The organism is Aureibaculum koreense (assembly GCF_034296135.1).
GTDB lineage: Bacteria > Bacteroidota > Bacteroidia > Flavobacteriales > Flavobacteriaceae > Aureibaculum.
The window spans coordinates 57,980-80,738 of the sequence record NZ_JAXKVV010000010.1 but is presented as its reverse complement, the minus strand read 5'-3'; the positions used below and the strand labels follow the sequence as shown (position 1 = coordinate 80,738).

General features: G+C 33.8%; 18 protein-coding genes. 9 read left to right on the top strand and 9 right to left on the bottom strand.

Going from position 1 to position 22,759, the window contains the following annotated elements; genetic code table 11:
- Positions 1-5: 5 nt before the first annotated feature.
- Genes UMM65_RS10615 through UMM65_RS10605 form a run of 3 tightly spaced genes read right to left on the bottom strand, consistent with a single transcriptional unit; the run spans position 6 to position 3,057 of the window.
- Positions 6-968, bottom strand: coding sequence for a succinylglutamate desuccinylase/aspartoacylase family protein (locus tag UMM65_RS10615; RefSeq protein ID WP_321976507.1), 963 nt, complete (start codon positions 966-968; stop codon positions 6-8).
- A complete protein-coding gene (locus UMM65_RS10610) occupies positions 928-1,836 on the bottom strand; it encodes a RimK family alpha-L-glutamate ligase (RefSeq protein WP_321976506.1) in 909 nt (302 codons plus the stop codon). The genes UMM65_RS10615 and UMM65_RS10610 overlap by 41 nt, the downstream gene beginning before the upstream one ends.
- Before the next feature lie 12 nt (positions 1,837-1,848).
- Positions 1,849-3,057: a bifunctional alpha/beta hydrolase/OsmC family protein gene (locus UMM65_RS10605; protein WP_321976505.1), complete on the bottom strand. Its 1,209-nt coding sequence runs from the start codon at positions 3,055-3,057 to the stop codon at positions 1,849-1,851.
- Between the two features lie 148 nt (positions 3,058-3,205).
- On the opposite strand from UMM65_RS10605, the gene UMM65_RS10600 reads away from it, so the two are divergent.
- The 5 genes from UMM65_RS10600 to UMM65_RS10580 are packed head-to-tail and all read left to right on the top strand — an operon-like array spanning position 3,206 to position 8,065.
- Positions 3,206-3,883 (top strand): succinate dehydrogenase cytochrome b subunit, encoded by a 678-nt coding sequence (locus UMM65_RS10600; RefSeq protein WP_321976504.1) that lies wholly within the window; start codon positions 3,206-3,208, stop codon positions 3,881-3,883.
- 12 nt (positions 3,884-3,895) lie between these two features.
- Positions 3,896-5,899 (top strand): fumarate reductase/succinate dehydrogenase flavoprotein subunit, encoded by a 2,004-nt coding sequence (locus UMM65_RS10595; RefSeq protein ID WP_321976503.1) that lies wholly within the window; start codon positions 3,896-3,898, stop codon positions 5,897-5,899.
- 34 nt (positions 5,900-5,933) lie between these two features.
- Positions 5,934-6,311 carry a four helix bundle protein gene (locus UMM65_RS10590; RefSeq protein WP_321976502.1) on the top strand — a complete coding sequence of 126 codons (378 nt, stop codon included), beginning with the start codon at positions 5,934-5,936 and terminating at the stop codon, positions 6,309-6,311.
- A 58-nt stretch (positions 6,312-6,369) separates the two neighbouring features.
- Positions 6,370-7,116 carry a succinate dehydrogenase/fumarate reductase iron-sulfur subunit gene (locus tag UMM65_RS10585; protein ID WP_321976501.1) on the top strand — a complete coding sequence of 249 codons (747 nt, stop codon included), beginning with the start codon at positions 6,370-6,372 and terminating at the stop codon, positions 7,114-7,116.
- A 4-nt stretch (positions 7,117-7,120) separates the two neighbouring features.
- Positions 7,121-8,065, top strand: coding sequence for a M28 family peptidase (locus UMM65_RS10580; RefSeq protein ID WP_321976500.1), 945 nt, complete (start codon positions 7,121-7,123; stop codon positions 8,063-8,065).
- 8 nt (positions 8,066-8,073) lie between these two features.
- Here UMM65_RS10580 and UMM65_RS10575 read toward each other — a convergent pair whose 3' ends face one another.
- The 4 genes from UMM65_RS10575 to UMM65_RS10560 all read right to left on the bottom strand — a co-directional run bounded on the left by UMM65_RS10575 (position 8,074) and on the right by UMM65_RS10560 (position 15,457).
- Entirely contained in the window at positions 8,074-9,087 is a 1,014-nt protein-coding gene (locus UMM65_RS10575; protein ID WP_321976499.1) for a phytase, read from the bottom strand.
- 9 nt (positions 9,088-9,096) lie between these two features.
- The gene (locus UMM65_RS10570) at positions 9,097-11,949 is read right to left on the bottom strand and encodes a TonB-dependent receptor (protein ID WP_321976498.1); all 2,853 of its coding nucleotides are present in this window, start codon (positions 11,947-11,949) and stop codon (positions 9,097-9,099) included.
- A 254-nt stretch (positions 11,950-12,203) separates the two neighbouring features.
- The gene (locus tag UMM65_RS10565) at positions 12,204-13,328 is read right to left on the bottom strand and encodes a leucine-rich repeat domain-containing protein (protein WP_321976497.1); all 1,125 of its coding nucleotides are present in this window, start codon (positions 13,326-13,328) and stop codon (positions 12,204-12,206) included.
- Between the two features lie 38 nt (positions 13,329-13,366).
- A complete protein-coding gene (locus UMM65_RS10560; RefSeq protein ID WP_321976496.1) occupies positions 13,367-15,457 on the bottom strand; it encodes a S46 family peptidase in 2,091 nt (696 codons plus the stop codon).
- Positions 15,458-15,778: 321 nt separating this feature from the next.
- On the opposite strand from UMM65_RS10560, the gene UMM65_RS10555 reads away from it, so the two are divergent.
- The 4 genes from UMM65_RS10555 to UMM65_RS10540 all read left to right on the top strand — a co-directional run bounded on the left by UMM65_RS10555 (position 15,779) and on the right by UMM65_RS10540 (position 18,771).
- Entirely contained in the window at positions 15,779-16,921 is a 1,143-nt protein-coding gene (locus tag UMM65_RS10555; RefSeq protein WP_321976495.1) for a methionine aminotransferase, read from the top strand.
- A gap of 59 nt (positions 16,922-16,980) precedes the next feature.
- Positions 16,981-17,454 carry a hypothetical protein gene (locus tag UMM65_RS10550; protein ID WP_321976494.1) on the top strand — a complete coding sequence of 158 codons (474 nt, stop codon included), beginning with the start codon at positions 16,981-16,983 and terminating at the stop codon, positions 17,452-17,454.
- A gap of 81 nt (positions 17,455-17,535) precedes the next feature.
- Entirely contained in the window at positions 17,536-17,946 is a 411-nt protein-coding gene (locus UMM65_RS10545; protein ID WP_321976493.1) for an endonuclease domain-containing protein, read from the top strand.
- Positions 17,947-17,961: 15 nt separating this feature from the next.
- Entirely contained in the window at positions 17,962-18,771 is an 810-nt protein-coding gene (locus tag UMM65_RS10540) for an amidohydrolase (RefSeq protein WP_321976492.1), read from the top strand.
- 151 nt (positions 18,772-18,922) lie between these two features.
- On the opposite strand, the gene UMM65_RS10535 is transcribed toward UMM65_RS10540, so the two are convergent.
- Together UMM65_RS10535 and UMM65_RS10530 are read right to left on the bottom strand one after the other, a co-directional pair.
- Complete coding sequence (locus tag UMM65_RS10535) at positions 18,923-19,351, bottom strand: hypothetical protein (protein WP_321976541.1); 429 nt, start codon at positions 19,349-19,351, stop codon at positions 18,923-18,925.
- Between the two features lie 92 nt (positions 19,352-19,443).
- The gene (locus UMM65_RS10530; RefSeq protein WP_321976491.1) at positions 19,444-22,248 is read right to left on the bottom strand and encodes a TonB-dependent receptor; all 2,805 of its coding nucleotides are present in this window, start codon (positions 22,246-22,248) and stop codon (positions 19,444-19,446) included.
- Between the last annotated feature and the right edge of the window lie 511 nt (positions 22,249-22,759).

Sequence of the window (22,759 nt, the reverse complement as noted above, 5' to 3'; positions counted from 1 at the left end):
AGCTATTATTCTTTTCCGATATGAAAAATGGCATCGCCCCTATTTACTACCGGAAAATTATTTAAGGCAATAATATATCCATCATAAGGGGCTTTAACACTTAATGTAGATTCGCCATAAGTATCGGTTATATAACCCAATATTTGTCCTTTAGTAACAACTTCTCCGTTCTTTATCCGCAAATTAAGCATACCGGCAATTCTAGCTCTGATCCATCTTCTACTGGTAATTTCGATTGTTTTAGCAACCTCTTTTTCCTCATCTTTCGCTGTCATTTCAAAATATTCCAAGACATTTTTAATACCCTCAATACCTTTCCTAATGGCAAATTTGTTAAACCTCAAACTTTCTCCTGCCTCATAAACTATAATTGGAATATTATGTTGGTGAGCGGCTTTTCTAAACGATTTTGATATTAAATTTGAGGCAAATTGATAGGGAGCATTAAATACGGTTGCCAATTGTTTTCCTTCGTCAGAACCGGGAGTGTATCTAACCTGAGGGTAATTACTACGTTGTTTTCCGCCCGTGTGGATGTCAATTCCAAAATCGACGTTTTTAGTTATTTCCCTTAAATGGAAATAAGCAATTCTACTGGCCAAAGACCCCGTTTTAGACCCAGGGAAACTTCTGTTTACATCTTTATCATGTACATCTCTAGAGAAATGTAAAAATCCGAAAACATTTAATAACGGCACCACAATCACGCATCCTTTTTCCACATCAAAATGGTTTTTGGTAAGCATTTTCCTAACTATTTCAACACCGTTTAATTCATCGCCGTGCAATCCGGCTTGAACCAATACTGTAGGCCCTGGTAATTTTCCATTAAAGACATAAGTTGGAATCTCAATTTTAGTTCCAGTAGCTAGTCTGTCAATTTCAAATTTAATGAGTTTGTGTTCTCCTAAGTCTACTTTTTCACCTTTAATTTCTACGGGTTCGTTTTTGAAATTTTTGTCGAACATTATCTTCTAAATATTTTATAATATGATATGCTACATTTATTTGAGTATAAGCTTCAATGCCCTGTAAACCGGGAGATGCATTAACTTCCAAAAGCAAAGGTCCTTTTTTTGACCTAATAATATCTACACCTGCAACGGGCAAACTTAAATATTTGGTGGCACGCAAAGCCATTTTCTTTTCTGCATTGGTTAAGTCAGCAATTTCACCAGTACCCCCTCTGTGTATGTTGGATCTGAATTCCCCAATTTCACCTTTGCGTTTCATGGAGGCAACAATTTTATTTCCCACAACTATTATCCTGATATCTTCTCCATTAGATTCTTCAATAAATTCTTGCAACAAAAAACTGGCGTTCATATTATAGAAAGTATCCATAATAGATTTTGCCGATTTTTTTGATTCTGCCAAAATAACGCCCATACCCTGTGTACCTTCTTGCAATTTAATAATTACCGGTGGACCTCCCAAAAGTTCTATCTGTTCATCAATATTTTTTGGATTGATGGAAAAAACCGTTTGGGGAATAGGAACGTTTTTTCTGTTCATTATCTGCAGTGTACGTACTTTGTTTTGAGCTCTTAAAATTCCCAGTGAACGTGCCGTGCTAAATACACCGTTCATTTCAAATTCCTTAACAATGGCGGCACCGTGTCTGCTAACCGAAAAACCTATTCTAGGAATAACAACATCAGGTATGTCAATAATATTTTCGCCTTCAAAAACAATTTGAGGTTTGCCTTTTCCTAATTTTACGGAACATTTTGTGTGGTTAATTACACGTACTGTATGTCCCAAATTTTCAGCTTCTTGCACCAATCTATTTGTAGAGTAGATATTTTCGCCAACGGAAAGAATAAAAATGTTCATTAATTGGGCTATTTAGCGTAAAATGGTTTCAATTTCAATTTTATTTTCCAATGTTCTATGAACAGGACATCTATTCGCAATCTGGATTAATCGTTTCCGTTCTTCAAACGTAAGGTCACCAATCAATTCAATGGTCCGTACAAATTTATCTATTTTGGCTGGAGATTCTTCACAAGATAGGCAATCTTCCGCATGCTGTTTAAAATGTTCTAAATGCACCAAAACCTCATCTAAATCCCATTTTTTTCTATCGGCATACATCCTTAACGTTATTGCAGTACATGAGCCTAAACTGGCTAATAATAATTCGTAAGGTGTTAGTCCTGAATCTTTACCTCCAAATTTTTTAGGCTCATCCGCTAAAATTGAGTGCGTCCTTGCCACAATTTCCGTGCTGTATTTTGTTCTTCCAATCCTTACGACCGTTTGTTTATCGGTACTTAACTCCTTTTCTTCGTTAACAAGAACATACCGTTTTGCCCAACTTGCCAGCACTTGCCCCACATAAAACGAATCCTCTTTGTTTGTTAATAGATGATTGGCACCATCTAAAGAAATAAAGCTTTTAGGGTGATGGGCTGCGTTGTAAATTTCTTTGGCGTTGGCAATCTCTACTATTTTATCTTGAGGTGAGTGCAGCACCAAAATAGGTTTTCTTGATTCCTGTAATAATTTGGTCATGTTTTTAGAGCTCAAATCCTCTAAAAAGTGCTTTTTTATGGTAAAAGGTCGGCCACCAATTTCAAAAGTAGCTTCGCCGTCTAAATTTATATTCTCTAAATGACCATCAAACAAATGCTCTACATGCGACGGATTTGATGGTGCACCAATTGTCACAATGGCTTGGATGGATTCAATTTCGTTTGCAGCAAACACGCCTGCAGCCCCTCCTAGGGAATGACCAACTATTATTTTGGGGGACTCATAATTTTCTTTTAAAAAATTGGCCGCAGAAATCAGGTCGTCAATATTGGTAGAAAAGTTAGAATCTTCGAATTTACCTTCGCTTTTGCCCAGACCGGAAAAGTCAAAACGCATTACAGCTATCCTATTCTGGGTTAATGCTTTTGATATATTTCTGACAGCAGTAAAATTTTTAGAACCTGTAAAAAAGTGTGCAAATAAAGCATAGCTTAAAGGTTTTTTATCAATTGGGAAATCAATATTGCCATCAAGAGTTAAGTCTTGTTTGTTTTTAAATTGGACATTTTTAGAATACATAAACTTTATATTGTTTTGGGAATGCTAAATTAGAATAGCTAAATATAATGTTTTATAATCATTCTAAATAAGAAAAAAATTATAGAAGTAATTCGCTTAACAACATTGTAAATATTATCTTTGTAAGACATTCAAAAAACTAATCAAAATGAGTGGATTTTTATCTTCTTCAATTGCCAGAAAAGTTGCAATGGCACTCTCTGCACTTTTTCTGATGATATTTCTGTTACAGCACTTTATTATTAATTTTTTATCGGTTATCAACCCTAATACATTTAATGAAGTTTCCCATTTTATGGGTACCAACTGGTTGGTACAGGGCATTTTTCAACCTATATTAATATTTGGTGTCATTTTCCATTTTATAATGGGTTTTGTACTGGAAATTAGAAACAGGAGTGCAAGACAAATTAAATACGCAAAAAATAATGGAAATGCCAATTCTACATGGATGAGCAGAAATATGATTTACAGCGGACTTGTAATTTTAGCCTTTCTAATTTTACATTTTATTGATTTTTGGATTCCTGAAATCAATACTAAATACATTCAAGGTGATATGTCGGGTATGTTGGCAGAAGGTGAAGGATTTAGGTATTTTGAGGAATTACAACATAAATTTGTTAGTCCACTAAGAGTTGGGGCTTATGTTGTTGCTTTTATCTTTTTAGCGTTGCATTTATTACATGGTTTTCAGTCCGCTTTTCAATCGATGGGAATTACCTCATGGCGACAAAAATATTTTCAAAATATCGCTAAAGGATATTCAATACTTATCCCTGCAGGTTTTATTTTCATTGCTCTATTTCATCACTTTAACCATTAATCTTATTAAACAATGACGACTTTAAATTCAAAAGTACCAAAAGGTCCAGTAAAAGATAAATGGACAGATTATAAAAATCATATTGACTTGGTGAATCCAGCCAATAAAAGAAATATAGATATTATTGTAGTGGGTACTGGTTTAGCCGGTGGTTCAGCTGCAGCTACTTTGGCAGAATTGGGCTATAACGTAAAAGCTTTTTGTTATCAAGATTCTCCACGTAGGGCACACTCTATTGCCGCTCAGGGCGGGATAAATGCCGCAAAAAATTATCAAGGCGATGGTGATTCCAATTACCGATTGTTTTATGATACAGTAAAAGGTGGAGATTACCGTTCCCGAGAGGCGAATGTGTATCGTTTGGCTGAGGTTTCAGGAAATATTATCGACCAATGTGTGGCTCAAGGAGTTCCTTTTGCACGTGAATATGGTGGGTTATTAGATAATCGTTCTTTTGGTGGGGTTTTGGTATCCAGAACTTTTTATGCTAAAGGACAAACGGGTCAACAATTATTATTGGGTGCATATTCTGCGATGAATCGACAAATTGCCCGTGGAAAAATTGAAATGTACAACCGTCACGAAATGTTGGATGTTGTAAAAATTGATGGAAAAGCAAGAGGTATTATTGCACGTAATTTAATTACTGGCGAAATTGAACGCCACTCTGCACATGCCGTAGTTATTGCTTCTGGAGGTTACGGAAACGTTTACTTTTTATCGACCAATGCCATGGGTTCCAATGTTACCGCAGCTTGGAAAATTCATAAGAAAGGTGCATATTTTGCAAACCCCTGTTATACACAGATACACCCAACGTGCATTCCACGTTCTGGTGATTACCAGTCAAAATTAACATTGATGTCCGAATCTTTGCGTAACGATGGTAGAATTTGGGTGCCAAAAAACATTGAAGATGCAAAAGCAATTCAGCAAGGTAAACTAAAACCAACACAGATTCCAGAAGAGAATAGGGATTATTATTTGGAAAGAAGATACCCTGCATTTGGTAACTTAGTACCTCGTGATGTGGCTTCGAGAGCTGCCAAAGAACGTTGCGATGCGGGTTACGGTGTAAATGCAACAGGAGAAGCCGTATATTTAGATTTTGCCGCTGCCATTGAACGTTATGGTACTGAACAAGCTAAAATTCATGGTATCCACAATCCTTCTAATGAAAAAATAATAGAATTAGGTGAAGGAATTATCGAAGCTAAATACGGTAACCTTTTTCAAATGTATGAGAAAATTGTAGATGAAAACCCGTACAAAACTCCGATGATGATTTACCCTGCAACCCACTATACCATGGGTGGTGTTTGGGTCGATTATAATTTAATGACCACCGTTCCCGGTCTATATTGTATCGGTGAGGCTAATTTCTCTGACCATGGAGCTAATAGACTCGGAGCTTCTGCTTTAATGCAAGGATTGGCAGATGGGTATTTTGTATTGCCATATACAATCGGCGATTACTTATCAGATGACATCCGTACGGGAAAAATACCAACCGATACGCCTGAGTTTGAAGCTGCAGAAAAAGAAGTAAAAGATAAAATTGATTTCTTTATTAATAATGAAGGGACTCACTCTGTTGATTATTACCACAAAAAATTAGGATTGGTAATGTGGAATAAAGTAGGGATGGCACGTAACGAAAAAGGATTGAAAGAAGCCATTAAAGAAATACAAGAAATCAGAGAAGATTTCTGGAAAAATGTAAAAGTCCCGGGTAAAAACGAAGAATTTAATCAAGAATTAGAAAAAGCAGGTCGTGTAGCTGATTTCTTAGAATTAGGAGAGTTATTTGCCAAAGACGCGTTGGAAAGAAATGAATCTTGCGGAGGTCATTTCCGTGAAGAATATGTAACTGAAGATGGAGAGGCCTTACGTGATGATAAAAACTTTGCTTATGTTGCTGCTTGGGAATATACAGGCAAACCGAGTGACGCTATTTTACATAAAGAGCAATTGGAATTTAAGGATATTGAATTGAAGACACGTTCTTATAAATAGTTATTAGGTATATTGGGTTATTAAGTTATTTAGTTTGGCTGGAATAAATTCATTTGAAGAATTAGCATGTTGGAAAGAAGCAAGAAAATTGAGAGTTTTTGTTAGCAAAACTATTTTACCGAAATTCCCTAATTCTGAAAAGTTTGAACTAGTAAGTCAAATGAGACGTTCTTCACGTTCTGTTGGAAATAATATCTCGGAGGGCTTTGGACGATTTCATTTTCAGGAAAATATACAATTTTGTAGAATAGCAAGAGGTTCACTGGATGAAACTTTAGATCATGGAATTACAGCATTGGATGAATCATATATTACAGAAGAGGATCTAAGAGAATTAAGAAAAATACATGATAAAGTTCTTAGAATCTTGAACGGATATATTAAATATTTAAAAGCTCAAAAGAATAAATAATTATTGTTGTTAAGGAACTCAATAACCCAGTAACTTAATAACACAATAACTTAACAATATGAATTTAACGTTAAAAATCTGGAGACAAAAAGACTCAAAAACCAAGGGTCAAATGGTCGAATATAAAGTAACCGATATTTCAGAACATATGTCGTTTTTAGAAATGATGGATGTTTTGAACGAACAACTGGTGAATAAAAACGAAGAGCCTATAGCTTTTGACCACGATTGCCGTGAGGGAATTTGTGGCATGTGCTCGTTACAGATTAATGGGGAAGCTCATGGACCAGATAGAGGAATAACAACATGTCAGTTACATATGCGTGTATTTAATGATGGTGATACTATTATTATAGAACCTTTTAGAGCAAAGGCTTTTCCAGTAGTAAAAGATTTGGTAGTAGATCGTTCTGCTTTTGAACGTATTCAACAAGCAGGAGGTTATATTTCTGTAAACACCTCTGGTAATACACAAGATGCTAACGCAATACCTATTTCCAAACATGCCGCTGATGAAGCCATGGATGCCGCTACGTGTATTGGTTGTGGAGCTTGTGTAGCAAGTTGTAAAAATGCCTCAGCTATGTTATTTGTTGGAGCAAAAGTTTCTCAATATGCATTATTGCCACAAGGTAGAGTAGAAGCTACTGAGCGTGTATTGAATATGGTAAAACAAATGGATGAAGAAGGTTTTGGTAACTGTACTAATACTGGGGCTTGTGAAGTGGAATGTCCAAAAGGAATATCTTTGGAAAACATTGCCAGAATGAACAGGGAATACTTAGCCGCAAGTTTAAAGGGCTAATCGGATGAAATATAAATGTCTTTTTTATGGGTTAGTGTTTTTATTAATCCTATCTGGATGTAAATCGCAAATTACTGCTACAGAGAGTTCAGTTGATAATTCCACATCTGCAGTTGAATTTTCTAAAGATTCATTATTGCACCACATAAAAGTATTGTCTTCTGATGATTTTGAAGGCAGAAGAACTGATACCGAAGGTGCTGCCAAAGCAAGAAACTATATTACTTCAAAATTCAAGCAACTTGGTGTTTTGCCATTGTCAAATAACTATCATCAGTCTTTTTCATTTACCAGTAGGAGAGATACCAAAAGCTATAATGGTATAAATGTTTTGGGTTATGTTAAAGGGGGTGAAAATCCTGATAAATACATTGTTATTTCGGCACATTACGACCATTTGGGAATGAAGGACGGGGTAATCTACAATGGTGCTGATGATGATGCTTCGGGTACAAGTGCGTTATTTAGTTTTGCAGAATACTTTAAAAAAAACCCACCAAAAAATTCTGTTATCTTGGCTGCTTTTGATGCTGAGGAAATGGGGCTTCAAGGTTCAAAATATTATGTTGATAATCCTATAGTTGAGAAAGAAAATATACTGCTCAATATTAATATGGATATGATAAGTAGAAGCGACAAAAACGAATTGTATGTGGTTGGAACACGTTTTTACGAAAACCTGAAATCCGCCATTGATAATGCTGAACTTCCTGCCAACTTTAAATTGTTAATTGGTCATGATGGTTCTGATGACAAGCAAAATTGGACAAACTCATCAGACCATGGGTCGTTTCATAAAAAACAAATTCCGTTTCTTTATTTTGGTGTGGAAGATCATAAAGATTACCACAAAGAAACCGATGAGTTTGAAAATATCCATCCTGAATTTTATGCAAAAGCCGTAAAAGTCATTATTTCTGTTTTTGAAAACTTGGATAATAGCTTATAAGTTAAAACTTATTGAGCTATTTTAAGAGAGTCTAATGCGTGAAAAAAGAAATTTTTCTCATCATTCATAGAAACAAATAAACCGTTAGGATATTTGCTCCCTAAAGCCTCTGTAGTAACGTCACAACCGTCTGTTTCTAGCGTACCTAAGTTTAGTTTTTTTACAAAGCTATTGTCACTTCTTTTAAAGAAATTAAAACTATGATCTTGTTGGTCAGATACTATTAAATACCCTTTTTCTCCTAAATAAGTTGCTATGGCAATACCTTCTATGTCTCTAGAAAAAAGTTCTCCTCCAAAAATTGAAATTTCTTCATTCCCTTTTTCTGGGTCTGCATAATATTTTCTAATACCTACACTTTCATCACTGTAATATACATAACCTAAGGCATCATCTACAGCAATAGCCTCTATTTCTTTTTCACCACTAAAAGTTCCAAATTTTCGAATCAAATTTGACTTTACGCCTGATGAGTCGGCAACAAATTCATATTGATATAGATATCCTTGTGCTGGGCCTTCTTTTCTACTAACTATGGCTGAAATGTTTCCATTTTCTGGATTTTTATATAGTGAAACTCCCATTGGACGTTTCATTTTTGTATCTGTTTCGTCTTCAAAAACCTTAAAGCCACCATTATCTAACGGTTTCATATCAGGAATAGAGTATAGCCGTATTTGATTTTTTTCTCTTTCAGTAAACACCAAAATATCTGTACTGGTAGAATCTGTTAAAGCAAAACCATATTCAATGTCTACATTGTTTGGATAACTAACACCTGTCAAACTTTTTTCTTTGATTATTTTCCCATCTAAATCAAAAGCGTATACGCCGCCGTTAATTTCATCTTTATCAGTTCCAAAAACAATACTTTGTTCAGGATTACTCTTATTCACCCAAATGGCAGGATCATCTGTATCATGTGGCGTTTTTTCTGAAATTAAGGTTGGTTGTATTTCTGGAAGGTTAAACTTACAAGCAGTAACTAGCACTGTTAAAGCCACTATATATATGCATTTCATAATTTAAGCTTATTTTTTAAATAGGTCATATTTTAACCCAAAAGTTAAACGTTTTTCGTAATATTCCACCTGCATTGTTCTATTCCTTGTACCTTGATAATAACGCAATGGTTGGTTGGTTATATTATTAAGTTTAGCATAAATAGTTAAACTTTTACTTAGTGCTACATTAGCATTTAAATCTACAAATAATTGCTTATCGTAATACCTATCTTCAAATGCATTACCGCCAATCTCATCAATATAATCATCAGAATAATTAGCAGATAAACGTAAACTAAATTTGTTGTCTGAGTAACCTATTGATCCGTTAAACATGTTTGGTGATGTTTGAGGTAAATCTAAGTCAGTTCGCTCTTCACCATCTTCATTGAAAATACCATCGGCACTTGAGTTTAAATATGTGTAATTTAAATAAATACTAATATTCTTAGCAAAACCTGGCAGGAAATCTAAACGACGTTGAAATGAAATTTCAGCTCCAAATACGGATGCTCCCTTTCCATTTAAAGGCTGGTAAACTTCATAACCATCCGTATTTTCAGTTTGTCTTATATATACAAAATCTTTAATGTCTTTATAAAATAAACCTCCAGAAATAATACCAACAGATTTAAAATAGTGTTCTGCCATAAAGTCAAAATTCATCGATGTAGTTGGGTTTAATTCAGAATTTCCCAAGAAAATTTCTTCATCTTCATTATTTATTTCTTTATAAGGGACAAGATCTACATAGTTTGGTCTGGCCAATGTATTGGTCCAAGCGAATCGAATTACCGTGTTGTCAGACATATCGTATTTAAAATGTACACCAGGAAGGATGTTTGTATAATTATTTTCATCCTTTAAAACTGCTATACCGTCAATATCACCATCTGCATCAAATGTTAACTCATTTCCTTCACTTTGTATTGATGTATGCTCTAATCGAACACCGGCTAAAACACTGAGTTTATCTGATAATTCTTGATCTATCATTGCGTATCCTGCAAATACATTTTCGTTTACATCAAAATTTGCGGTTATATATTCTTCAGGAAGATCTTCGGATTCAAAAAGATTTGAATCGTTAAAGTTTAAACTTCCTAAAAATGCAGCCGAGGCGAATGTCCCTATTTGATATTGACTACCGGCCAAGAAATCTGGATTGGAATAGTTTATAGTTTCAACCATACCTAATTCTTCTAAAGATCCTGTTTCATCGCTTAATTCAGTAAAGTCATTATCTCTATTTTTATTTTTTAACCTAGCTTTTACCCCAAATTTAAAACTTCCGTTTTTATCACTAATTATGCTTAGAGGTAATTTAGCGTTAACAACAAGGTTAATATCTTCTTCCTCAGTGTACTGGTTTTCCTCTGATATTTCGTTTAATGTAAAAAGAGAGAAGTCTGCCTCTGAGGCGTCTGTTGGGATAAATGCAGGTTTATCTTCATTGTTGTTAAATGATACTCCATATTCGCTCTCGTATTCTAAATAGCGTTCAAATAGGCGTTCTTCAGAAGCTTTTGCGAAAGAGGCCATCCAATCTAATTCTAAATTGCCAAATAAATGATCTCCACCAACACTAAAATTAAACATCCGTTGATCTTCTAATCTTTTGTTCTGATTGCGGTTGTTATCGATACCTCCTTTGGTTTGCCTTTTAGCTTCAACAGGGAAACGGGTAAGGTTACCATTAGGATCCACATTAAAATCAGCACTTGAAATATCTTCCCCGTCAAGTATTTCATTTTCTAGTCTGAAGCGATTTTCGCGATCGTCTCTCCAGTTGTATATAGATTTAAAATAGACGGTATTGTTTTTATTGAATTTATAATCAAAGTTAGCAGAGAAACTTCTACGAATTCGTTGTACTCTGTATTCTCTAATTTCGAACACATTAGCGTATGGATTTACATCAACCTCTTCTAAAATAGCATCACCGTCAACATCTTCAACACCTGTATTATATTCAAAGTCGTCAGTCCATTCAGCTTCAACGTCATGACTACCAAAATCATTATCGTTAATGGAAGCAGAAAGCATCCATCCAAATTTTTCATTTTTTGAACGATCACCAACTAAAAATGAACCATTGAGAATTCTTTTATCATTAATAAAATTTATTCCAGAACCTAGTGTTGTAGATAAACGAAAACCTTGTGGAGAGGTTCTGGTTATTAAATTAACTGAGCCACCTAAAGCATCAGCATCCATATCGGGTGTTATGGCTTTATTTACCTCTACACTTTGTATCATGTCAGAAGGAATTAAATCCATTTGAACATTTCTATTATCACCTTCTGCTGATGGAATTCTACTACCATTAAGTGTCACTGAATTTAATTGAGGGGATAAACCGCGTACAATTATATTTCTTGCTTCACCTTGATCTACCTGCATTGTAATACCTGGTATACGTTTTACGGCATCACCAATATTAGCATCTGGAAAGCTTCCAATTTGATCTGTTGAAATAATATTGGTAATATTCTTTTTATTTTTTTGTGTGTTTAAGGCTCTGGCTTGACTGCCAATTCCATAACCTCTAACAACAACTTCATCTAGCTCTGTATTTTGAGAAGTAATTGTTATTGTAACGGTTGTTGTATTAGAAGATGTTATTGTAACTTCTTTTAGTAAATCAGCAAATCCTAAATATTTAATTAATAAATTATGGGTGCCTACTGGGAGATCAACAATAGTGAACTTACCATCAAAATCTGTTACAGCACCTTTGTTTTGTTCTTCTAGTATTACTGATGCTCCAGGAATGGAAACTCCATTTTCGTCAGTGACGGTTCCTTTTAAATTTCCCTTTTGTGCAAAAGCAACAATATTGAATGCAATTAGTAATAGAAAAGTAAAAATATGTTTCATGTTCTACGGTTTATTTTATCTAGCAAAAGAATAAAATTGATGATAGAACTAGTTTAAGGTAATTTAAACTTTTTATTAAATATTGGTCACTTAAAACAGGTAGAAACGTTATAAAAACAATTCGTTAACCATTTTTTAAAGAACTATTTTTTTTTAAAATAAAAAGAAAGAAGGTACTTACTTTCTTCTAAAAAGCCTCTTTATATTCAAGTTGGAAATTATTGAGCCCATTAATTAAGGCAGATGAGGATATTTTAATATTTTATTACTTTTTTGGAAGCCATTCCAGTTTCCGTTTTAATAATAAGATAATACATACCATTTGCCAAAGAGGCAAGGTTAAACTTATTATCTCCTATCATCAAATTACCGCTCTTAACAGTTTGTCCATTTGCATTTATAAGTGTGTAATTTGCATTATCCAATATGGAGACATTAAGTTCACTTTGAAATGGGTTTGGATATATAGACAAGCCATCTAATTCAAACTCATTTGTACTCAACGGATTACAATTTATACTGAAAATTACTTGAGCATCAACATTGGTCCAATTGGCAGTTGAATAGGCTGGGTCATCAACAGTAATACAATTTAGATCAGGATTATTTCTAGCAAAAAAGCGGTCGATATTGGTATTATTTCCATTGTTAAGATTTAAACTTGACAATATATTATTAGAACAATTGAGTGTTCTTAAAGCGGTGTTTCCACTTAAATCGAGATTTGTAATTTGGTTGTTGTAGCAATATAAATGCTCTAAGTTGGTGTTTTGGCTAACATCTAAGTCCACAAGCTCATTTCTAAAGCAATCTAAGCGAATCAATGCTGTATTCCGACTTAGGTCAAGGCTTGTCAATTGATTGTAATAACAATATAAATTCCGTAATGCAATATTGTTACTCACATCTAAACTTGTTAGTTTATTATTGGCACAAAACAGTACAATCAGCATTGTATTTTTACTTACATCTAGGCTAGTAAGTTTATTTCTATAACAAAGCAGTGTTGTTAAAAGCACATTTTTACTGATATCTAAACTAGAAATATTATTCTGTTGACAATACAAACTTGTAAGTGCAGTATTTTTGGTTAAATCTAAATTTGTTAATTTGTTTGACGAACAGTTAAGATTTTTAAGGGCTGCAAAGTCTTCTATTCCAGTTAGGTCTGAAATATTTCTATTAGAAACGTTTAAAGCAGTAATATTTTTTATATTATCTGTTGGTACGGAACCATCTATGGCTCCTGTGTCATACCCTAGATCTATTAAGGCTTGTTCAAAGTTGCCATCAGGAATATTTGTTGTTTGTGCAAAGGAAGACAACGTAGCCAAAAGAAATACAATGGTAAATAATTTTAGTATTTTGGTTAACGTCATCTGTTGATCATTAAGTATGATTTAGATATCTGCGATTACTATTTTTTCTTTGGGTGTACCAATTTCATCTCTTCAATCAAATGCTTTGCACCAGCATATTTATCAACAATAAAAAGCACATAACGAAGGTCTACCATAATATTTCTACAAATATCAGGGTCGTAGTAATAATCGCTCATAGTGCCTTCCCAAACACGGTCAAAATTCAAGCCGACTAAATTACCTTCGGCATCAATAGCTGGGCTACCGGAATTGCCGCCTGTGGTATGGTTTGTTCCTAGAAAGCAGACCGGTACACTACCAGTTGCATCGGCATATTGACCATAATCTTTATTTTTATATAGTTCCTGTAATTTTTGCGGAACATCAAATTCATAATCGCCAGGGATATATTTTTCAATAACACCATCTAGATAAGTCAACGGCTCGTAATAAACAGCATCTCTAGGTTTATAACCTCTTACCTGACCATAAGTTACGCGTAATGTGCTATTGGCATCTGGAAAATACCGCTTATTGGGCATTATTTCCATTTGAGCTTTCATATATTCCTTTTGATGGGCGTTTATTTCGGTATTGATACGGTGAAATTCAGGCTCAATTTGGGTGTAAAAATCTATAATAAACGGCCTTGCATATTGATAAGCAGCATCAGCATTTAATTTCTTTACCACTTCTTCTGCATTGCCTTCTAAAACCTTTAAGGCTTTTTCTAAATCTGTAAAACTGGTTTTATCATAAATTGAAGTATCAACTTTATCTGTATAAAAGGGCATTATAGCTTCAAAAACTCCTTTATCAACATCAACATTATAATTTTTATGAACACTTTTTATTAAAGAAACCATTGATGATTTTGCTTTCTCAAATTTCGATTTGTCTTGGTTTGCTGCACTTTCCAATTGCGTCAATCTAAACATCATCTGCATTAGTTCATTGTTACGAATAAAGACCTCTGTAAAATTAGATCGTTTAACCGCTATAGGCTCGATTTCAGTATATAGTTCCTCAAACTTTGGTAATAAATAGGCATATTGGTTGTCTAAATCTTTTTCACGAAGTTGTTTATTAAATTCCGATTCAAATGCTCGTCTTTTAGCAATTGCATTGCTTTTTTTAAGACCTAGGTTTTCACCGATCCATTTTTTCCAAGAATTGGCAATTCTTGCTTGTTTAGATGCGTATTGAATTCTAATCTTATCATCACTTTTCATGGCAGCATCTATCACTTTTAAAGCGGCTTCTCTAATGGCAATATTACTCGGGTTTATTTTTTCAACTATTTGTTTAATGGCAACGGCAGGTAAATATTCATCAGTACTTCCAGGAAAACCAAAAACCATTGTAAAGTCACCTTCGTCAACACCGTCTAATGATATTGGCAAAAAATGCTTTGGCTTATAGGGTTTGTTATCTTTAGAATATTTTGCCGGACGGTTATTTTTGTCGGCATAAATTCTAAACAGAGAGAAATCGCCCGTATGCCTAGGCCAAACCCAATTATCGGTATCAGACCCAAATTTTCCAATACTTGTTGGAGGAGCACCCACTAAACGTATGTCTTCAAAACGTTCCGTTACAAATAAAAAATATTGATTCCCTTGAAAAAATGCTTTAACTTTGGTGTCTTGCCAGGCTTCTTTTTTGGTTTTTTTCTGAATCGTATTACTATTTTTATCGGTTAAAGATTGCCTTTCTTTTTCGGTCATTATATCGGTAACACCTTTTAGTATTTGATCGGTAACATCTTCTATTCGCACAATAAACTCAACATACAAGCTATTATTAGGTAACTCTTCATCTAAACTCATTGCCCAAAAGCCATCTTTTAAATAATCGTTTTCTAAAGAAGAATGTGATTGAATTTGGCTGAACCCGCAATGGTGGTTTGTCAATATTAAGCCTTTTGGCGAAATAACCTCACTTGTACAACCACCGTTAAAATGACCGATAGCATCTTTTAAACTGGAATTATTTACATCGTAAATATCTTTGGCAGTCAGTTTACTGCCCAAAGCCTGCATTTCTTGCTCGTTCATACCTTCTAGTAAAGAAGGAATCCACATACCGCCTTGTTGTGCAGAAAGTTGTAGTGTAAGGAATAAAATTAGTATTTTAAAGAATTTCATGTTGAGGTGTATTTGAGTTTTCGATGATAAGAATTAAATAAATAAAATTTTATAACCCAATGATCATCATGAGCCAAAGATAAAAAAAGACCGGTTATTATTTGAACAAATCACTATATTGACCACAATAAAACAAAATGGATGAAAATATGCCACTAATTCACGAATATTTTGGTTGCTTAACATGAAAATAAAGAAAATGAACACTAATTACAAAAAATCTATAGATTTTTTATTTGTGATTATCCTTTACATCATTAAGTATGTTAATTAGTGGCGAAAAATAAGCCAATATAGCAATACAAATCATTAATACTGAACATGACTCATCTTTCAAAATTGCCCAACGTTAAAACCACCATTTTCACGATAATGAATAGGTTGGCAAAGGAATATAATGCGATTAATCTCTCACAAGGTTTTCCTGATTTTGAATCCGACCCGAAGTTAATTGAATTGGTCTCAAAAGCTATGAAAAACAGCTATAATCAATATGCACCCATGCCAGGGGTTTTAACTTTACGCGAGCAAATTGCTAAAAAAATCCATCGTCTATACAATGTAAATTACCATCCCGAAACAGAAATAACGGTTACAGTGGGAGCAACCCAAGCTATTTTTACCATTATTTCAACTTTTATCAGTAAAGATGATGAAGTTATCGTTTTTAAACCTGCCTATGATTGTTACGAACCCACTATTGAGCTACATAAAGGCAAACCCGTTTTTGTGCAATTAAAAGCTCCAGATTATAAGGTAAACTGGGAAGAGGTTAGAGCGAAAATTACTACGAAAACCAAAATGATAATTATTAATACACCACAAAATCCGTGTGGAACGATTTGGAGTAGTGAAGATATATTGGCACTAGAAAATATAGTAAAAGGCACCAACATCATTGTGTTGAGTGATGAGGTTTATGAACATATTATTTTTGATAGCCTAAAACACCAAAGTGTATGTCAATTTCCACAGTTAAAAGAACGAAGTTTTGTGGTGGCTTCATTTGGTAAAACTTTTCATAATACAGGTTGGAAAACGGGTTATTGTGCGGCACCTTGCGAATTAATGCACGAATTTAGAAAAGTACATCAATTCAATGTTTTTTGTGTTAACCATCCCATGCAAATGGCTTTTGCCGAATATTTAAAAGATGAAAACCACTATCTCGAATTGTCCAACTTTTATCAGAATAAAAGAGATTTCTTTTTAAATGCAATTAAAGATTCTAGATTTAATTACTTACCATCAAAAGGAACTTATTTTCAATTATTGGAGTATAGTGCCATAAGTAATGAGTACGATGTAGATTTTGTTAAAAGATTGGCCAAAGAACATAAAATAGCCGCGATACCAGTTTCCGTTTTTAATACAAATAACCTTGACCAAAAAATGATTAGGTTATGTTTTGCTAAAAAGGAAGAAACATTGGAAAAGGCGACACATATTTTAACTAAAATATAAATATGTAAATTACTATTTTAATTAACTTTGTTTAAACTAAATTTAAAAACTTACAGATTATGAAGAATATAAAAACATTTATTACGATTGTGTTATTATTTGCAATAGCATTGGTACAAGCACAGAAAGTGGAATATCAAGGTAAGGAATATAAGGTAAAAAAGGATTTGATATTTTTAGACGGTGAAGATGTGACAACGAGTTTAACAGTCTCAGAAAAAACAGCTATAAAGGATGCACTAAAAAAACAAGAGGCCTTAGAAAAAGCTGAAAAGGAACAGAAAAAAGCCGAAAAAAAGCAAAAGAAAGCAGAAAAGGAGCAGAAAAAGGCTGAAAAAGAAATTAAGAAAAGAGAAAATGCCCAAAGCGACTTGGAAAAAGCCCAAAAAAAATATAAAAAGGATACTGAAAAGTACGAAAAGCTTAGAGACAAAGGAAAATTATCTCCTCAAGATGAAGAAAAATGGCTTAAAAAATTAGAAAAGCAAAAAGAGAAAATAGAAAAGGCTGAAAAGAAAGTTAGGAGGATGTAAATTTTGCTGTCAGATTATTTTTAAATAAAATGTGATAGTTCCCCTCTTGAGAGGGGTTAGGGGTGTGTTATAACCCAAGCTATGAAAAAGAGAAAAATTATACCATACAATCCTAAGTTAAAAGAATTTGCCAGAGAACTACGAAATAATTCTACAAAGGCAGAAATCATTTTATGGCAAAAGCTGAAAAGAAAACAAATATATGGTTATGATTTTCATAGGCAAAAACCTTTGGATAATTATATTGTTGATTTTTTCTGCCATGAATTAATGTTAGCCATTGAGGTGGATGGATATTCCCATATTCTATTTGAAGTACAAAACAAAGATGTTAAAAAAGAAAATAGGCTGAACGAATTGGGAGTTGAAGTGCTAAGATTTTCGGATTATCAAGTTTTAAAGGATACGGAAAATGTTATGCGTTCTATTGAGCATTTTATTGTTGAATTTGAAAAACACACCCCTAACCCCTCTCAAGAGGGGAACTCTTAATGCGTAAAACAAACCATGTCCAATAACCTAAAAATAGCCATTATCCAGACCGATTTGGTTTGGGAAGATTCAGAAGAAAATCGACAGCGTTTTACTGAAAAAATTGAGGCTATTTCCGATCCAGTTGATTTAATTATTTTACCTGAAATGTTTACATCGGGTTTTACAATGCAGCCTGAAAATGTATCGGAAACCTTGAACGGTAAAACAATACAATGGATGAAAAATTTGGCTAGCAAAAAACAAGTCGCCATTTCAGGGAGTTTGGTTGTTGAAGAAGACAATAATTTCTATAATCGTTTGGTATTTGTTTATCCAAATGGCAATATAAAAACTTACGATAAGCGGCATACCTTTACGTTGGCAGGGGAAAACAAGGTTTACCAAGCGGGTAATAAAAAACTAATAGTCGATTATAAGGGTTGGAAAATTTGCCCAATGATTTGTTACGATCTTCGTTTTCCGGTTTGGGCAAGGAATACTGAAAATTATGACCTGCTCTTCTATGTTGCCAATTGGCCAAAACCCAGAATTGAGGCTTGGACAACTTTGTTAAAAGCAAGAGCCATAGAAAATATGTGCTATTGTATTGGTGTAAACCGCATTGGCACAGATAATAACGGACATGAATACACAGGCAACTCGGTAGCATTCGATGCTTTAGGAAAGCAAGTTTCTAGTATAAAACCTTATGAATATACAACAGAAGTTATAACTATCTCAAAAGAAGAGCTTACTACTACTAGAGATAAATTCAAGTTTTTGGATGATAGAGATGAATTTAAAATGATTAACGATTCACGATTGGAGAGTAACGATTTTTGAATTTTAAAATAAGAGAATGAAATTAATAAAAACTTGTTCTGTGAAAATCATCATAATCTGCGGGAAAACTTCGTTCTGAATGACACAATCGAGTATGTTCTTTTCAAGTAATGAGTTCCCTCCCTCAAGGGGAGGGCTAGGGTGGGGGCTTCTAACTAAACCATTGGCTCCAAGGAATTCTGCTCAAAACAAACAACAAACCTAATCCGTAAAAAACGGCGATAGCTTTAAATCTGCCTTTATCCGTAGTTTGCTTTTTGTGCCTAACCCAACCCATAGTAATAAAAATGATACCAATTAGCATCATTAATGGATGTTCTACACTTAAGAGACGTAAGCCCGAATTCCTCATTGCCTCACCCATTCCTACTTCCTTTAAGGCATTATATGAGGGCGACATGAAATACCAACCCAAACCAATTAATAACTGAATGTGAGTTACAATCAAAGTAAATAAGGAAATACGTAAATCTTTATCTTTAAATTCTTTATGTTGGGTTAAACCAATAATAGCATTTATGGTTGCTATAATTAACAAGACCAATACTAAATAAGCCCAGTAAGAATGTATCATTTTCATCATAGTAAGTAGGTTTTATTTTATGCAAATTTAGTAAAAAATAAGCATAAAAAACCCCGCCAAAAGCGGGGTTATGTATTTATATATACTTATTAGAAATTATATCTTACCGTAGCACTCCAAGTTCTTCCCCAACCGAAATAAACACGGTTTCCTGTTGCAATTCCTTTCCACGTATCATCACCTGGTCTTACGTGAAAATTAGTTTCAGATTCTGAAATATAGACTCTATTCGCTAGATTGTTTACATTAAGCCTGAAATTCAATGAACCCATACTTTTTAAGTCTAATTTATACGACAATCCTGCATCGATTAAAGAATAACTTGGTAGCCTAAGTGCACCATTTTCCTGATCAGCTTCACTATCGAAACTCTCAGCATCGAAGTCTGCATACAATTTGTCCGCATAAAATTGACTTATGTCGAATTTTAAACCTTCTAATATTTCGTAATCAAAACCTAATCTAGCTGTAAATTGAGCTGCATCCCCAACTTTAACACCTTTCAGGTAAAGGGTTTCGTTTTCTGATCCAGGAATTGGGTTTTCGCTATTATCAAAATAAGCAGCTGTTACATTGTCTTTATACTCCCAATCTCCAATAGAAGTCATTAAGTTAACTCTTAAATTACCAAATTTGGCAGTTGATTCAACTTCAATACCTTTATGAACTTGTGTAATACCATTTAAATTAGCAGTACCTCTTACATCATCATCGCTATTATCAGGAGTATTATTCACATCAAAAGTATTAAACGATCTTGAGAATCGATCTTTCCATGATGTCCTGTACAAGTTAATATTAACTCTATAGTTTTCAGATCTAAAACCGTATCCAGCCTCCAAACCAAATACTTTTTCATTAACTAAATTATCATTGGTTTCATTACTTGTAAAACTTGGAAATACAGCGTCAAAAATAGGTTGTTTTGAATAATAACCTGTATTAGCGAATATATTATGCTGTTCGTTAATATTCCAGTTTATGCCACCTTTAATATTACCCCCTAAAAGATTCTCCCAATCAGATTCTTGCTCTGAATCAGAATCTAAGTAATTAAAGTAATCGATTCTTTTGAATGACTGACTAGAAAAAGCTCCCTGAATAAATGTAGAAACTACTCCGTTAGTATATTCTAATTGTCCAAAAACCCCACCCCATTTCACTTTTCCATCATTGTAATAATCAATCTTAACCTCATCGTCAACATTCTTGAATACATTCCAGATGTTATAAATCTCAGGAGCATAAGTTTCTGTAACTACTCTGCCTAATTCATTTATATTATCGTTGTCAATGTATACATCTCCCCCTAACAAATCTACCAATCTTCTATAATGAATACCTTTGTACGATCTTAAATCGATTCCAAAATCCATTGTTAAATTTTCAGTCAATTCAGTATTGAAATTTGATATTACTCCAAACCAGTTATGAGAATTCATTGAAGATCTTTGAGAAATACCATTTTCAGAACCTCTAGTAAAAGGTCTGTCACTTGAGAAGTGTTGACCTGGATTATTACTTCCATTAACATACATACCTAAAATTGATGCTGGACCGCCTGCCCCACCAGTATATACATCTCTATCTCCTAAGGAGGCTCCCGCTTGACCTGAGTTATATGCAATTATATCGTCAAATCGAACTAATCCATTATCATCGCTAAGTTGAAAAGATTGCCTTCCATTGATTCTACCTATAGAACCTACTGAACCACCTCTTCCTAAACTGGCATATAAAACTGTTGATATTGTGGAAGATTCCGATAAATTCCAATCCCAGTTTAATGAAGCGATAGGTTTATGGTAAAAATTTCCTCCAAAAGTTTCTTCTTTTCCATTTCTATAACCCCAATCACTATTATATTTTATATCAGGATCACCATATTTATTGCCATATTTTATATAATTGCTAAGACTAGGAGCAAACCCCCGAGTATTATGTCTTTGAGGTGCACCCGTGACTGTAAATTGAAAATCATGACTATCATTAGGCTGAAAACCAAAGGCTAGATAATAATTATAACCTTCATATTCTGTTCCATCTACATAACCATCGCCAGCTGTACGTCCGAATAAAGCAGATACAGAAAGACCATTGTCCAGTTTACCTGTATTATAAGCAATTGTAGTTTTTAATCGACTATCGTTACCTATTGAAACAGTTGCCGATCCTCCTTCTGATTTATCAGAAGCTCTAGTTAAAACATTTATTGTTCCTCCTACTGATGAAATCGCTAATTTAGAAGATCCTAATCCTCTCTGTACTTGCATAGCAGAAGTAACGTCAGATAAACCTGCCCAGTTAGACCAATATACCCAACCGTTTTCCATATCATTAACAGGCATCCCATTAATCATTACCGCAGTATTTCTTTGGTCAAACCCACGGATATTAATACGGGCATCACCAAATCCACCACCTTGTTTTGTAGCATAAACGGAAGGTGTTGTGTTTAAAATTTCAGGAAATTCTTTTGTTCCTAGATTCTCTACAATTTCAGCAGCTCTTATGGTTGAAACTGCAACGGGAGTTTCTCTATCTCTAGCAATATCGACAACCCCTCTAACCACAACCTCTTCCAAAGTATTATCTGATTCTAAAAGAATAGCTCCTAAATCTTTAGTTTCTCCAGCAGCAACAGTAAATTTTACTGTTTTATTGCTAAAGCCAATAAAAGAAATAACAATATTACCTGAACCCTCTTTAACATTTAACGAAAACTTTCCGTCAAAATCTGTAGTAGTACCATTGGTAGTGCCTTTTTCCAAAATATTAGCTCCTGGCAATGGGCCAGTTTCATCCTGAACGGTACCTGTAATGGTTTGTGCATAAATTGCTGATGACATTACAAAACATAATACCACCAAAAATAATTGAGTAATTTTTTTCATGTGTAAATTGAATTAGTTTAAATTTTACGGGGCAAAAATAATGATTTAATGCCAATTACAACTTTAAGAAAAGATTAACTTTTTAACCATTTTAATAGTTTTGTTGATAAATGTTTAACAATCGGTTAACGTCTGTTAAAATAGTAGTATTTAGAGATTTAAATATTGTGTAATTCTTATAAATACATCTTTGTTTTTTAGGATTAATTAGGTAGCTTTTTTTTAACGATTTTATTTTTTTATTCAGTATTATCTATTTTAAATAAAAAATCTTAAATCACTATTTGTAATTCAAAATTCTATTATACCTTTGTAGCATCTCAATAAAGGGGTGCTTTTTTATCAGTAGGCAGTAAGCAGTTTTCAGTAGACAGCAAATCTAAACTCAAAACTCCGAACTTATAACTAGAAAAAGGCTGAGATTATACCCATTGAACCTAGAACAGGTAATGCTGTTTAGGGAATCCAAGATAGTAATGCTATTGGCGTTACCTCTTGGGGAAGATTCAAT

Excerpts from the sequence above, each read along its gene's own strand:
- UMM65_RS10615 (WP_321976507.1), bottom strand. The coding sequence starts at position 968 with ATGTTCGACAAAAATTTCAAAAACGAACCCGTAGAAATTAAAGGTGAA.
- UMM65_RS10550 (WP_321976494.1), top strand. The coding sequence starts at position 16,981 with ATGAAGAATATAAAAACATTTATTACGATTGTGTTATTATTTGCAATA.
- UMM65_RS10605 (WP_321976505.1), bottom strand. The coding sequence starts at position 3,057 with ATGTATTCTAAAAATGTCCAATTTAAAAACAAACAAGACTTAACTCTT.
- UMM65_RS10560 (WP_321976496.1), bottom strand. The coding sequence starts at position 15,457 with ATGAAATTCTTTAAAATACTAATTTTATTCCTTACACTACAACTTTCT.
- UMM65_RS10570 (WP_321976498.1), bottom strand. The coding sequence starts at position 11,949 with ATGAAACATATTTTTACTTTTCTATTACTAATTGCATTCAATATTGTT.
- UMM65_RS10565 (WP_321976497.1), bottom strand. The coding sequence starts at position 13,328 with ATGACGTTAACCAAAATACTAAAATTATTTACCATTGTATTTCTTTTG.
- UMM65_RS10600 (WP_321976504.1), top strand. The coding sequence starts at position 3,206 with ATGAGTGGATTTTTATCTTCTTCAATTGCCAGAAAAGTTGCAATGGCA.
- UMM65_RS10535 (WP_321976541.1), bottom strand. The coding sequence starts at position 19,351 with ATGAAAATGATACATTCTTACTGGGCTTATTTAGTATTGGTCTTGTTA.
- UMM65_RS10575 (WP_321976499.1), bottom strand. The coding sequence starts at position 9,087 with ATGAAATGCATATATATAGTGGCTTTAACAGTGCTAGTTACTGCTTGT.
- UMM65_RS10555 (WP_321976495.1), top strand. The coding sequence starts at position 15,779 with ATGACTCATCTTTCAAAATTGCCCAACGTTAAAACCACCATTTTCACG.
- UMM65_RS10540 (WP_321976492.1), top strand. The coding sequence starts at position 17,962 with ATGTCCAATAACCTAAAAATAGCCATTATCCAGACCGATTTGGTTTGG.
- UMM65_RS10595 (WP_321976503.1), top strand. The coding sequence starts at position 3,896 with ATGACGACTTTAAATTCAAAAGTACCAAAAGGTCCAGTAAAAGATAAA.
- UMM65_RS10610 (WP_321976506.1), bottom strand. The coding sequence starts at position 1,836 with ATGAACATTTTTATTCTTTCCGTTGGCGAAAATATCTACTCTACAAAT.
- UMM65_RS10530 (WP_321976491.1), bottom strand. The coding sequence starts at position 22,248 with ATGAAAAAAATTACTCAATTATTTTTGGTGGTATTATGTTTTGTAATG.
- UMM65_RS10545 (WP_321976493.1), top strand. The coding sequence starts at position 17,536 with ATGAAAAAGAGAAAAATTATACCATACAATCCTAAGTTAAAAGAATTT.
- UMM65_RS10580 (WP_321976500.1), top strand. The coding sequence starts at position 7,121 with ATGAAATATAAATGTCTTTTTTATGGGTTAGTGTTTTTATTAATCCTA.
- UMM65_RS10585 (WP_321976501.1), top strand. The coding sequence starts at position 6,370 with ATGAATTTAACGTTAAAAATCTGGAGACAAAAAGACTCAAAAACCAAG.